Source organism: Pelobium manganitolerans, from assembly GCF_003609575.1.
GTDB lineage: Bacteria > Bacteroidota > Bacteroidia > Sphingobacteriales > Sphingobacteriaceae > Pseudopedobacter > Pseudopedobacter manganitolerans.
In genome coordinates this window covers 210,244-222,890 of record NZ_MBTA01000027.1, presented here as the reverse complement: position 1 = coordinate 222,890, position 12,647 = coordinate 210,244, and the positions used below count along the sequence as shown (strand labels likewise).

At 41.0% G+C, this 12,647-nt stretch carries 14 protein-coding genes; 4 read left to right on the top strand and 10 right to left on the bottom strand.

The annotated features are described in order from the left end of the window. Positions 1-195: 195 nt before the first annotated feature. From dnaJ to BCY91_RS14410, 5 genes are all read right to left on the bottom strand, one after another. Positions 196-1,359, bottom strand: a complete 1,164-nt coding sequence (gene dnaJ / locus BCY91_RS14430; RefSeq protein ID WP_120182745.1) for a molecular chaperone DnaJ — start codon at positions 1,357-1,359, stop codon at positions 196-198. 163 nt (positions 1,360-1,522) lie between these two features. Next, positions 1,523-2,074 carry a nucleotide exchange factor GrpE gene (locus BCY91_RS14425; protein ID WP_394341559.1) on the bottom strand — a complete coding sequence of 184 codons (552 nt, stop codon included), beginning with the start codon at positions 2,072-2,074 and terminating at the stop codon, positions 1,523-1,525. Between the two features lie 169 nt (positions 2,075-2,243). Further along, entirely contained in the window at positions 2,244-2,924 is a 681-nt protein-coding gene (locus BCY91_RS14420) for a cell division ATP-binding protein FtsE (RefSeq protein WP_120182743.1), read from the bottom strand. After that, complete coding sequence (locus BCY91_RS14415; RefSeq protein ID WP_120182742.1) at positions 2,924-3,127, bottom strand: fructose-6-phosphate aldolase; 204 nt, start codon at positions 3,125-3,127, stop codon at positions 2,924-2,926. The genes BCY91_RS14420 and BCY91_RS14415 overlap by 1 nt, the downstream gene beginning before the upstream one ends. A 66-nt stretch (positions 3,128-3,193) precedes the next feature. Beyond that, entirely contained in the window at positions 3,194-4,219 is a 1,026-nt protein-coding gene (locus tag BCY91_RS14410; protein ID WP_120182741.1) for an acyl-CoA reductase, read from the bottom strand. A gap of 89 nt (positions 4,220-4,308) precedes the next feature. Here BCY91_RS14410 and BCY91_RS14405 point away from each other — a divergent pair, with 89 nt between their 5' ends. The 3 genes from BCY91_RS14405 to dinB all read left to right on the top strand — a co-directional run bounded on the left by BCY91_RS14405 (position 4,309) and on the right by dinB (position 6,623). Next, positions 4,309-4,662 (top strand): 4Fe-4S dicluster domain-containing protein, encoded by a 354-nt coding sequence (locus BCY91_RS14405; protein ID WP_120182740.1) that lies wholly within the window; start codon positions 4,309-4,311, stop codon positions 4,660-4,662. A 101-nt stretch (positions 4,663-4,763) separates the two neighbouring features. After that, positions 4,764-5,417, top strand: a complete 654-nt coding sequence (locus BCY91_RS14400; RefSeq protein WP_120182739.1) for a metal-dependent transcriptional regulator — start codon at positions 4,764-4,766, stop codon at positions 5,415-5,417. Between the two features lie 27 nt (positions 5,418-5,444). Continuing rightward, a complete protein-coding gene (gene dinB, locus BCY91_RS14395) occupies positions 5,445-6,623 on the top strand; it encodes a DNA polymerase IV (RefSeq protein ID WP_120182738.1) in 1,179 nt (392 codons plus the stop codon). A gap of 13 nt (positions 6,624-6,636) precedes the next feature. Here the strand turns inward: dinB and BCY91_RS14390 are convergent, their stop codons facing one another. The 3 genes from BCY91_RS14390 to BCY91_RS14380 all read right to left on the bottom strand — a co-directional run bounded on the left by BCY91_RS14390 (position 6,637) and on the right by BCY91_RS14380 (position 9,482). Next, complete coding sequence (locus tag BCY91_RS14390; protein ID WP_120182737.1) at positions 6,637-7,251, bottom strand: class I SAM-dependent methyltransferase; 615 nt, start codon at positions 7,249-7,251, stop codon at positions 6,637-6,639. Positions 7,252-7,313: 62 nt separating this feature from the next. After that, positions 7,314-8,231: a methionyl-tRNA formyltransferase gene (gene fmt / locus BCY91_RS14385; RefSeq protein ID WP_220699483.1), complete on the bottom strand. Its 918-nt coding sequence runs from the start codon at positions 8,229-8,231 to the stop codon at positions 7,314-7,316. Positions 8,232-8,252: 21 nt separating this feature from the next. After that, entirely contained in the window at positions 8,253-9,482 is a 1,230-nt protein-coding gene (locus BCY91_RS14380) for an exo-beta-N-acetylmuramidase NamZ family protein (RefSeq protein ID WP_120182813.1), read from the bottom strand. Between the two features lie 57 nt (positions 9,483-9,539). Here BCY91_RS14380 and BCY91_RS14375 point away from each other — a divergent pair, with 57 nt between their 5' ends. Next, the gene (locus BCY91_RS14375) at positions 9,540-10,760 is read left to right on the top strand and encodes an ABC transporter permease (protein WP_120182736.1); all 1,221 of its coding nucleotides are present in this window, start codon (positions 9,540-9,542) and stop codon (positions 10,758-10,760) included. A gap of 82 nt (positions 10,761-10,842) precedes the next feature. Here the strand turns inward: BCY91_RS14375 and BCY91_RS14370 are convergent, their stop codons facing one another. Beyond that, positions 10,843-12,093, bottom strand: coding sequence for a hypothetical protein (locus BCY91_RS14370; RefSeq protein WP_120182735.1), 1,251 nt, complete (start codon positions 12,091-12,093; stop codon positions 10,843-10,845). Then, the gene (locus tag BCY91_RS14365) at positions 12,077-12,646 is read right to left on the bottom strand and encodes an RNA polymerase sigma factor (protein ID WP_120182734.1); all 570 of its coding nucleotides are present in this window, start codon (positions 12,644-12,646) and stop codon (positions 12,077-12,079) included. Before BCY91_RS14365 ends, BCY91_RS14370 begins: the two co-directional genes overlap by 17 nt. Position 12,647: the final 1 nt, after the last annotated feature.

Sequence of the window (12,647 nt, the reverse complement as noted above, 5' to 3'; positions counted from 1 at the left end):
ATAAGTACGGAGTAATAAGTGGCAAGACGTTTAGGCGATTAACAATGGATTGAGGAACTTAATGGAATTGAAATGATTAAAACTTTGTTAGCAGGGAACAGTTTGCTACAAAGCAAAAAAATCCACGCATCCATAAAATTTAAGGCCTTGTTTTGGCAATTTATGGAGGCGTGGATGGAGTAGTTTTTCGGGAGTCTATTCGAAGTATTCCTTCATCCGCTCAAAAAAGCTTTTCTCGTTTTTACCGGGACTAGGTTTAAAATTTGCTGATTCTTTCAGCTTTTCTAAAACTTCGCGCTCTTCGTTGTTCAAGATTTTTGGTGTCCAGATGTTTACCTGTATCAACTGGTCGCCTTTATGGTAAGAGTTTACCTCAGGAATACCCTTGCCTTTAAGACGTAAAATTTTACCGCCTTGTGTGCCCGGGTCTAATTTTATACGCGCTTTTCCGTCAATGGTAGGTACTTCAATGGTTGCGCCTAGTGTGGCATCTACAAAGCTTACGTGTAAATCGTAAATAACGTTGATGCCTTCGCGTTTTAACGTTTCATGAGGGGTTTCTTCAATTAAGATAATTAAATCGCCGGGTACGCCACCTCGCGGCGCCGCATTGCCTTTACCGCTCATGCTCAGTTGCATACCTTCGCTAACGCCCGCCGGGATGTTGATGCTGATGGTCTCTTCTCCGCGTGTTACACCGTCGCCGTGGCAGGTATTGCATTTAGCAGAAATGGTAGAGCCTTCGCCATTACAGGTGGGGCAGGTGCTAGTCGTTTGCATCTGACCCAAAATGGTGTTGGTTACTCTGCGCACAGCACCACTGCCGCCGCAGGTTTTACAGGTAGAGAAAGAGTTTTTGTCTTTTGCACCGCTACCGCCACAAGTATTACATAATACTTGTTTATTAACTTTTATTTTCTTTTCAACCCCGTTGGCAATCTCTTCTAAAGTAAGCTTGACTTTTATGCGTAGGTTGGTTCCTTTTTGCACACGTCGTCCGCCACGGGTTTGGCCACCGCCACCGCCGAAAAAGCTGTCAAACGGACTGCCACCGCCACCGCCGAAAATATCTCCAAACTGACTGAAGATGTCCTCCATGTTCATAGAGCCGCCGCCAAATCCGCCAAATCCGCCTTGCGCACCTGCATGTCCAAACTGGTCGTAACGTTGCCTTTTTTCCGGATTGCTTAAAACCTCATAAGCTTCGGCAGCCTCTTTAAATTTTTCTTCCGCGCCTTTATCGTCAGGGTTTTTGTCTGGGTGATATTTTATCGCCAGCTTTCGGTACGATTTCTTAATCTCCTCGGCTGTAGCCCCCTTGGCAACCCCCAGCACGTCGTAATAATCTCTTTTGCTCATTTTTATATCATATCGAGAGAAATGGATCTTTTAATCTTTGAAGGATTGAGTTTTGAATGATAGAATAGTTGTTATTCAATTTTGAATGATTGAGTTTTGAACGATAGAATATTTGCTGAATGGAAATTCAACCGTCACTCATTCAATCCTTCCCTCATTCATTCTACGCTCCAACCACAACTTTTGCAAAGCGGATTACTTTATCATTTAAAAAGTAACCTTTTTCTACCTCATCAATCACTTTCCCTTTTAAATCAGGGCTTGGTGCAGGCACGTTTGTAATAGCTTCGTGCACATCAGCATCAAATGGTTGCCCAATAGCTTCCATAGCCTTCAGGCCTTTTTGTGATAGCAAAGACTGCAATTTGTTGTGGATCAAATCAACCCCTTCTTTTACGCCCTTTACGTCTGTAGCTGTCTCCATTACTTTGCTAGCGCGTTCAAAATCGTCTAAAACGCCTAAAAGTGACACAATTACATCTTTGCCGGCTGTTTGCAAAAGGTCTATACGCTCTTTTGTAGTGCGTCTTTTATAATTGTCAAACTCGGCATAAAGCCTTACATATTTATCGTTTAGTTGCGCTACCTCGTTTTTAAGCTTCTCGTTTTCATCCAATTCTGCTTCTTCGGCTTGGTTAACCCTAGCCTCGTTAACCTGCTCAATTTCTTCTTTCAGCTCGTCGCGATCTTGCGCTTCTTCGTTGTGCTCTGCCATTTTGTTATTTTCTTCTGTCTCTGAAACCTTTTTCCTATTAAACATGGGGTACAAAAATATTAAAGTGCAATACCCAAACATATTGCCATTTATGAAAAACAGCCAACCTGTCAGTTTTTCTTAAATTAAACTTACAAATTGGCTGTTACTATATAATTTTAAAAATGCTTTACACCGTAGCGTCTTCTATTACTTTTCCGTTTTCGCATTTGATAATCCGCGATGGGAATGTTCTGATGATATGGTAATCATGGGTAGCCATTAAAACGGCTGTGCCCGATTGGCTAATTTGGCGAAGCAAGATCATGATTTCTTCAGACGTTTCTGGGTCTAAGTTGCCGGTAGGTTCATCGGCCAAAATCAATTCCGGATCATTTAATAAAGCCCGTGCAACCACCACACGTTGTTGCTCTCCGCCCGAAATTTCGTGGGGCATCTTCTTCATTTTACTGCGTAAGCCCACCTTTTCTAGCACATCTTTAATGCGCTCGTCTATCAAATTTTTATCTTTCCAGCCGGTGCTTTTTAGTACAAAGGCCAGGTTCTGCTCAATGGTACGGTCCGTCAGTAGCTGGAAATCCTGGAAAACGATGCCCAATTTTCTGCGTAAAAAAGGCACATCTTTCTCTTTCAAATCTTTTAGCTCATAACCTACTACGTGCCCGTCGCCGTTAACAATGTGTAAATCGCCATAAATAATCTTCAACAAACTACTTTTGCCAGATCCGGTTTGGCCAATTAAATAAACAAACTCGCCATTATCTACGTGTAGGTTTACGTTGGATAGCACCAAATGCTTCTGCTGAAAAATATCGATGTTATTTAGCTTAATAACTGTATTACCAACCATTAGAGTTCTAATTTTAAAATTTGTCCGAAAGGTAAGTTTTTTACCGCTTCCATAATATATTCGGCTTTATCTGCCAAGCCAATTTTTTCTAAAGATTTATCGGGCCTATCTACCCTAAAATAAGCCAACAAAGTAAACTCATCGTCTCTTAGCTGTACATAATCGGGTATTTTGGCAACGCCCTTCACCTTTATTAAATACATATCTGTTTATTTGGGGCTTTAGCAAAGGTAAAATTTTTGCCGTGGCTGTGTCCAATAATTTTAAAATCAGGATAAAGAACTTAAAAATGCTAAAGTATCCACGCCATCGGCATAGTCCCACAGTCTTGGGTTTTGGCTTTCGCCGAAACTTACCTGCGCCACTGGCACGTGTAGTTGCTTTTTGCTCACCAGCACCTGAATGTTCTCTTGCTCCTTAACGATATAATCTTGAGCATCTTGCAAAGTCGCATACTCGCTATAAAATACAGCAGATAGGGGCGATGTCATCTGTTCGCTTTCGGTTACCAACAAAAAGCCGTTATCGTAATGTTTGTTTTTGTTAATCAGGTATATAGATTTATTGTAATCGTAATTATTTTGGTACTTATGGTGGTTGATGATGTCTTTATAGCATTCTATTGCCTCAAAAAAAGCTGTAAAATCATAGCCCTTAGGCACCAATATTTTAGATACGTTCCGGCATCCTAAACCATAAAAATCAAATATATCTTTACCCAGCTGTCGCAAGTCCCCTTCGCTTTCCTCGCCGCTTAACAAAGCAATGCTGTTACGGTTTTTACGGATGATGTGCGGGACCTTGCTGAAATAATATTCAAAATAGCGCGAAGTGTTATTGCTTCCGGTCGCAATTACGGCATCAAAATCTGCAAGTTTTTGTACAAACTGGATATGGTTTTTAAAGCCTCCTTCAAAATCTATAAGCTTATTTAAAAGAAAAGGGATCAGCGCGTCGTCCTGGGAGGATAGCTTTATCAGCGCTACATGGCCGCTTAATAATACCGCCAAAATATCATGAAAACCTACCAAAGGCAAGTTGCCTGCTAAAATTAGCCCAACGCGTTTCGGCTGTATCCCCTCAAGCTGATAGTTGCTTAACCAATGGGTTAAATCGGTCTTATTTAGCATCAAAGCGTTAGCCTTTAATGCTTTGCTTACTTCGGCTTCGGTAAACCACGCGTTTTTAAATTTTGCATTATGCACCAGCTGTTGCAGGTTGGCATCCTCGCTCAATAAAAAATCGCCCAAACGGCTAAATGCTTCAATTCTTGTTTCTTTACTAAAAATCGACATTCGTAAAAATCAAATGCTTAAAATGTGTTATATTTGCGCTAAATTAAGAAATCACAAAAGTACGTTTTAAAGCGTATTAAATAGTAGATATGGCAATTATAATTACAGACGAATGTATCAATTGCGGGGCTTGCGAACCAGAATGCCCAAACAACGCAATTTATGATGCGGGCCAGGCTTGGAAATTCTCTGAAGGTACTTCTTTAAGAGGAATAATTGACTTTGGTGACGGCGAAACGTTGAATGCCGATGAGGTACAGGCGGCAATTTCTGATGAGGTATATTACATCGTTCCGGACAAATGTACGGAGTGTAAGGGTTTTCATGACGAGCCACAGTGCGCTGCCGTTTGCCCGGTTGATTGTTGTGTAGATGATGAAAACGTGCGCGAAACTGAAGAAGAACTATTGGCGAAGAAAGCTTGGTTGCACCAAGAGGGATAAACATTTTTTGTTCGTTTTTTAAAAGAGGCACTTGTTTTTTGACAGGTGCTTTTTTTTTACCTTAGGTTTGATGCCTATATAATTTTTTATCTTTGGAGACGATGCTTTCATTTACAGAAGAAAATTACCTGAAAGCCCTGCTCAGGATCACCCTAGACAATGGCGTGGAAGAGGTAGGCACAAACGAGCTGGCTGCACAGCTGGAGGTGAGGCCTGCCACTGTTACTGATATGCTGAAAAGGTTGAAAGAAAAAAAACTAATCAACTATCAGAAATACGGGAAAATTGGACTTAACGACTCGGGACGAAAGATTGCGCTCGAGATTTTACGGAAGCATAGGCTTTGGGAGACTTTTTTATACGAAAAACTGGAGTTTGATTGGGATGAGGTGCACGAAATTGCCGAACAGTTAGAGCATATTAAAAGCCCCAAATTGATTAATAAATTAGATGCTTTTTTGAACTTTCCGCAGTTTGACCCTCATGGCGACCCCATACCAACGGAAGCCGGAGAGCTGAAAGTGAGCTATAAAAAAACTTTGGCAGAAGTTGCAGTGGGCGAAACCTGTAAATTGGCTGCAGTAAAAGATAACTCTGCCGCTTTTTTGCAGTATGTAGTAAAAGTTGGTTTGGGCATTAGCAGTATGATTAAGGTTGTAGCGCGCCAAGATTTTGACGATATGATGCAGATTGAAGTTAATGGCGTAAGCCACTTTGTAAGCGATAAATTTGCTTCCAACGTATTTGTAGTTTAAATTTTTGCTCTTTTTTAGGATTGCGCGGTGCAAAAACAGATTGTTCATATAGATCTTGATTCCTTTTTTGTATCGGTAGAGTGCCGTAAAAATCCCGATTTACGCGGTAAACCCGTGGCAATAGGTAATGCCAATGGCAGGGGCGTAGTGGCATCTTGCAGTTACGAAGCACGTAAATTTGGCGTACACTCGGCCATGCCGAGCAGGCAGGCTCAAAAACTTTGCCCGCAGCTGATCTTCGTTTCCAGCAATTACGGCGATTATATACAAGCATCAAGAGAGGTGACTTCTATCATTGAAGACGCTGTTCCGCTTTTTGAAAAAAGCTCGATAGATGAGTTTTACATTGACCTTAGCGGAATGGAAAAGTTTTTTGGTACGCTGAGTTATGCGGTGCAACTGCGCGAAAAAATCATCAGCGAAACACATTTGCCCATTTCTTTCGGTTTATCTAAAAACAAAACCATCTCTAAAATAGCTACCGGCTTTGCTAAGCCAAACGGCTATAAACACGTGGAATTAGGTACAGAGAAAGCATTTTTGGCTCCTTTGAGTGTATCTAAAATCCCGATGATTGGAAAAAAAACCAGTGAAAAGCTGCAACAGTTAGGTTTACATACCATTGGTGACTTGCAAAAACTGAGCAAACAGCATCTAGTAGCTAAATTTGGTAAACAAGGCGAGGTAATGTATCTTAAAGCAAATGGTTTAGATGAAGGAGTGATAATACCTCATTCGGACCGTAAATCTATTAGCACAGAGCATACTTTTGGCGAAGATACTGTGGATGCAGAGCGCTTGCAAACGGTGATTATTTCTATGACAGAGGAACTTTGCTATAAAATGCGCAAAGAGAATTTTGTTGCGGGGTGTATCAGTGTAAAAATTCGTTATGAGGATTTTAGCACCTTTAACCAGCAAATGAGCATCAGTTATAGCGCTGCCGACCATCTTTTGATTAAGCTGGTTAAACAACTTTTTGAAAAACTTTACCAGAAAGGTAGGGCAGTACGTTTAATTGGCGTGCGTTTATCTGATTTGGTACGCGGGCATCATCAAATCCACCTGTTTGATGATAGCGAAGGCCAGATTGAACTTTACAAAGCGTTGGATAATATTAACAACAAATACGGGAGCAAAACTGTGCACCGCGCTGCCACGGCTTCGGTGAAAATACGGTCGCACAATCCTTTTGGAAAAGAATAAGCGAAGCCAATTATTATTGTGAATCACCTTTCTTTTTAGAATAAATCAAATAGAAAGGATACACTTCTTCCACTTTGGAGATTTTAAACAAACCGACATCTGCAAACTCTGCTTCAATACTTTTTTCATCGTAAAAAAACATCTGTACGCCACCAAACAGCTCGTATCTATCGGTATCGATTTGCGTACCTTTACCGTATATTTCAGCATCTTTGCTTACCACCGTAAATAGCATAGAACCACCTTCGTTTAACTGCTTATAGCAGTCTTTGATCAGTTTTTGACGTTCGACTTGACCTAATAAATGAATTAAAGCGTAACAGAATATCCCGTCATAAGAATCGTCGTTGAAGGGCATATCGCAAACAGAACCGTGGTGAATTTTAAGATCTTCGCCAAAATGTTTCCACGCTAAGTCAATGGCGGTCTGTGAAATTTCAATACCTGTAACCGCCATATCCGCTTCTAAAAGCACACCAGCATTGCGTCCGTACCCAATACCTGGAATTAATATATCTTTTGCACCTTCTTTCAAAAAATAATCTCGCGCCATCAAAGCAGATTGTGCAGGTTGAGCGCCCCACATTTCTTGGTTTTTCCTAAATGCTTCTTCCCAGAATTCTGCCATGAGATAAATTTAGAAATACAAGGTCAATAAAAAATTGCGAGCAAATGTTTAGACAAGGTAATTTATAACCTCACACCCCGTAAAAAGTCTTCTACCAGCATTTTCTTTTTTCCTTCTTGTTGCAGTTCTTTTACCCAAATCCATCCATCTGCGGTAGCAAACTTTAAAAAGCTTTTTCCATCACTGCTAAAATCTCCGACTTGTATATCTGGTTTGCTTAACTCTTTGCTTGCTTGGTATATTTTTAAGCCTTTATCTAAAAAAGTGGTGTAAGCTGCGGGGTATGGACTCAATCCTCTTATCTTGTTGTAAACCACGTTCGTCGGTTGGTTCCAATCTATTCGTCCGTCTTCTTTAAATATTTTAGGTGCGTGTTTTAGTTCGATATTTTTCTGTAAATCTTCTTGTGCCTGTGGTGTATAATCTTGATTTTCTATGGCTTTAACGGTTTTGCAAAGCAATTTTGCGCCAACGTTCATCAATTCATCATGCAATTCACCGGCGGTCATGTTGTCACCGACAGGTACTTTTTCCGAAAACAGAACATTTCCGGTGTCAATCTCGTGCTGTAATAAAAAGGTAGTTACACCGCTTTCTTTTTCGCCGTTAATTACCGCCCAATTAATAGGCGCTGCCCCACGGTACTGCGGTAAAAGCGAAGCGTGAAGGTTTATAGTGCCATATTTGGGCATGTCCCAAACCACTTCGGGCAACATCCTAAAGGCAACCACCACTTGCAAATCTGCTCCATAAGCTTTCAATTGATTCAAAAAATCGGGGTTTTTCAGTTTTTCTGGCTGTAAAACTGGCAAGTTTTTGCTTACCGCAAATTTTTTGACGGCAGATTCGTTTAGTTTTTGCCCGCGTCCGGCAGGCTTATCCGGCGCAGTAACCACTGCTACTACGTTGAAACCGGCATCAAGCAAAGCACTTAAAGAAGCTACGGCAAAATCGGGCGTACCCATAAAAACTATTTTCATCAGCTAAAAAAATTAAAAGCATTAAGGGTAAAGCAAATATTTTTGGCGCATTGTTTTGTATTTAGCTAAATCAGAAGCCCAGCTTTCGCGGATTTCTTTCTCGCTTTTGCCAGCAATAATTTGTTGCATCAACTGCTCGGTCCCTGCAAGTTTATTAAAAAAGGGCGTAAAAAATTCCTTTTTATTTGGATAAGCGCGATAAAGCTTTATCAACAGGCTAATATCGAGTTGCTTTTGCGCTTCCAGTTTTTGCATCGGCGCCGCTCTAAAATCAATGCCGTAACAAACTTGGTTCTCGTAAGGCGGGTTTTTACTCATCCCCTCAATGCTTTTTGGCGTAAAGTTAAACTCATATTTTCCTTTTAGTGATGGTGCGCCCAAAACCTGAAACGGAAAATAGGTGCCCCTGCCTTGGCTAATTTTTGTTCCCTCAAATAAACAAAGTGTAGGGTACAAATAAATAGAACGCATATTGGGTAAGTTTGGTGAGGGTTTTATGGGTAGGCTATAAGGCGAATGATGTTGGTAGTTTGCATTTTTAATCACCGTTAGCTTGCAGATGGCGCCGTTCTTTAACCAGCCTTCGCCGTTAACCATTTGGGCAAACTCGCCCACGGTTAAACCGTGTGAAATAGGGATAGGGTGCTGACCAACGCCAGATTTTAACTTGTTTTGCAATATGGGCCCGTCAATTAAATTTCCGTTCGGATTGGGGCGGTCTAAAACAATCAGTGGCACTTTATAATCGGCGCAAGCCTGCATTACACGTGCCAAAGTGATGGTATAGGTATAAAAGCGCACCCCCACATCTTGAATATCAAAAAGCAGCACATCAATATCTTTTAAATCTTCGGCAGAGGGCGCAGTTTTAGCACCATACAAAGATATCACCGGAAAGCCGGTTTTTTCGTCCACATAGTTGCCCACCTTTTCGCCAGCATCCGCAGTGCCTCTAAAACCATGCTCGGGACCAAAAATGGCGCGTACATCCACACCTAAGGTTTTAAGCGTATCTGCCAACAAAATGCCATTTATCGCTGCGGTTTGGTTAATTACCAAGCCAACTTTTTTACCTTTTAACAAAGGCAGATATTTAGCTGTTTGTTGTGCGCCGCTTAATATTTCGGCTTTGTGTAGCGGTTTTTTCGCTTGTTTAGGCACCACTGTGTTGCTTGCTTTGCACGAATTGCAGGCGCTCAGCAATAAAAAGGGAACAATTAGTAAACAAGCATATCTTTTTAAGCATGGCATATTTTTTCTTTCTATCTTATGGTTGCATATTTGCATCGTTAAAAATAAACAAAGCCCTTGAATTTAGGATTATTTATAGCCCGGCGCATTTCTTTACAAGCAGAACGCACTTTCTCTAAACTCATTGTCCGCATTGCCATTGTGGGCATTATGTTGGGTTTGGGTGTGATGATTTTATCTGTGGCGATTGTAAAAGGCTTTAAATCGGAAATACGCGAAAAAGTGAGGGGCTTTAGCGGCGATATCCAGTTTGTTAAGTACGACCTGAATTCGTCTTTAGAAAATTCGCCTTTTGAAACCAAAACAGAGGCTATTGATGCTGCGCGTAAACTTCCCGGCATTAAGCACGTAGTGCCTTTTGCCAATAAGCCCGGCATTATTAAAGCAAATGGCGAAGTAGAAGGCGTGGTGTTAAAAGGTGTGGATGGTAGCTACGACTGGACCTATTTTAAAAGCATTTTAATAGCCGGCAAAACCATCGATTTTACTGATGAAGCCAAGGCCGAAAAGCAAATTATCATATCTGAAATGCTTGCCAAGCGACTTAATTTAAAAGTTGGCGATGATTTTCTGATGTATTTTGTACAGGAAAATTTGAGGAAAAGGAAGTTTGAGATTGTAGGGATTTACAATACCGGTGTAGAGGAAGTGGATAAAAGCTATGTGCTGGGTGATATTTCGCTGATAAGGAAGCTGAACAATTGGGGCGATAGCGAAGTTGGCGGTTATGAAGTGCGGGTGAGCGATTTTTCGCAGGTGGACCAGCAATCGTACCGCTTAAGCGATTTATTGCCCATGGACGTAAAAACCATCACGGTAAAAGATAGCTATCCGGTTATTTTTGATTGGCTCTCTTTGTTGGATGTGAATGCGCAAGTGGTTTTAATTTTGATGCTGATTGTGGCGGTGATTAATATGATTTCGGCTTTGCTGATTATGATTTTGGAGCGTACCAATATGATTGGTTTGCTGAAAGCTCTGGGGCAAAACAATTGGGGCATCCAAAAAATATTTTTATACAATGCCACTTATTTAATAGGCATCGGCATGTTGTTGGGCAATGTTTTTGGTATTGGTTTAGGATTGTTGCAACAGCATTTCCATATGTTTAAACTGGATGAAGCATCCTATTATATGAAGTTTGTACCAGTACAGATGGAGTGGCTGGATGTTGTGCTTATAAATACCGGCACTTTGGCCATTTGCTTAATTGTGCTTTTGGTGCCGTCTATGTTGGTTACGCGTATTTCGCCGGTTAAGGCCATCGCCTTTAAATAATTTGTTTGCCAAATTAGTCGTAACTGCAAAGTGAAAACTCGGCACGTGCGACGTCTCGTAAACTCGACGTAGCTAAGTCATTTTACTTACCGAAGTTGAATTTTAGGCTTAGCCCGCCCGAACCGATTTCCAAATCTTCTTTCCCAAATCCGGCTATTGGATATTTCACAAAAGGTTCAATAGCTAAAGTGTTTTTACGGCTTACCGGATAAAGAAAACCGAAAGAAAAATTAACCGTACGCGCAAACTTAAAATTGCTAAAAGCAGGGTCGTTTTCCTCATCTACATTTCGCAAAGTGCTTATGCTGGGTTCTCCCGTAAAAGAATAGTTAACCACCTGCATACTATTATTGTAAGTTTGATTTAGCACGCTGTACGAGCTAATACCGGTGCTTACAAAGGCTTTGGTTTTGCCTAAATCAACGTTGTATTTTAAGTTTACCGGAATATCAAGCCCAACAAGTTTAGCGTCGGTTTCAATGTCTGATGGCAAATATTGTGTTTTGTTGGTGGCAAAAGCCAAAGATTTTTCGCTGTTTGCGCTGGTGACAGAAGCATAAGACGTAGTTTGTTTATTAATTGCAATACCCGAGCTGATGCTGAAATGCTTAGAAAGTTTAACTTCAGATGCAAAGCCGACACCTAAATTAGGATTGTTGCTTACTCCGTTGTTGGTAAAGCTGTAATAGGTATTGGCGTCAATCGCAAAATTAACCCTGCGCTCTTTTTTGTTATCCGTCTTTTTGTTTGCGTCTGCTTCCGTGTTTTGGTTGGCAACAATCAAATCTTCTTTAAAATTTGGGCCCGCGTTTGCCAAAAAGTTTTCCGGGGCTAGCTCTTTTTCGCTTTGCGCGATGCTTGTAAATGTTGGTGATTGTTGTGACGATTTTGCAGAAGTGATATGAACCAATTCTTTTTGCGACACAAAAATTGTAGCAAGTTGCTCTCTTTCATTTAACCCCAATGTATTTGTTGATAGCGTTGGTTTTTTGGCATAAGCGGAGTTTTTTTCCACGACTGCCGTTTTAGGGATACTTGCAATTTCAGCCTTCGCGTTATCTTGCTGATAAACCTTTCCCCGGCTAGCCGGCATTTCCATTTTAGCCACAACTTGAGTTTTAGGCGCGGTTTGAGTGATGGTGTCTGATTTAAACAGCCACAATAAAGCTAAAGCTGCCGCAATCCCGCTGGGGAAAGCATACCAAAATACCACTCGGTTACTACGTTCTTTGGCTTTGAATTTTTTCCAGCCATCATCAGCCATCTGGTCATCGTAATGATCAAATGTATCTCTGATATGGTTTCTTAAAGCTCTATCAAATTGCTCTTTCATAATTCAAATAAAAATGAGCTTTTACTAATTTCCTCATCCGGTCTTTTGCACGCGATAGGTACACCCGCGAAGTACTTGATGGCATTTCCAAAATATCCGCAATTTCTTCGTGCGTGTAGCCGTCTATTTCATAAAGGTTAAATACCACGCGGTACATTTCCGGTAAATCCTTTAAAATATCTAAAATGTCCTGAGCATTTATTTTACTGATGATCTGTGCATCGGCAACCGGTTCATCAGTTTGTTCAATATCTGCCACTAAAGTGTGTTTCAGGTTTTTACGGCGGTTGTCGATGGCCGAGTTTACCACAATTTGCCTAAACCAGGGTTTTATCAGTTTGGTGTCTTCAAACGTTTTGATGGTTTTAAAAAGTTTTACAAAAGCATCATTCACGGCTTCTAAAGCATCATCCCGATTGATGCAGTAGCGCACGCCAATAGCCATAGCATAGGCATAAAAGCGTTTGTATAGCATTTCTTGCGCCTTTGCATCGTCTTTTCTGCATCGGATGATAAGCTCTTGCTCGCTATAATCGCTGTATGTTTTACCCATC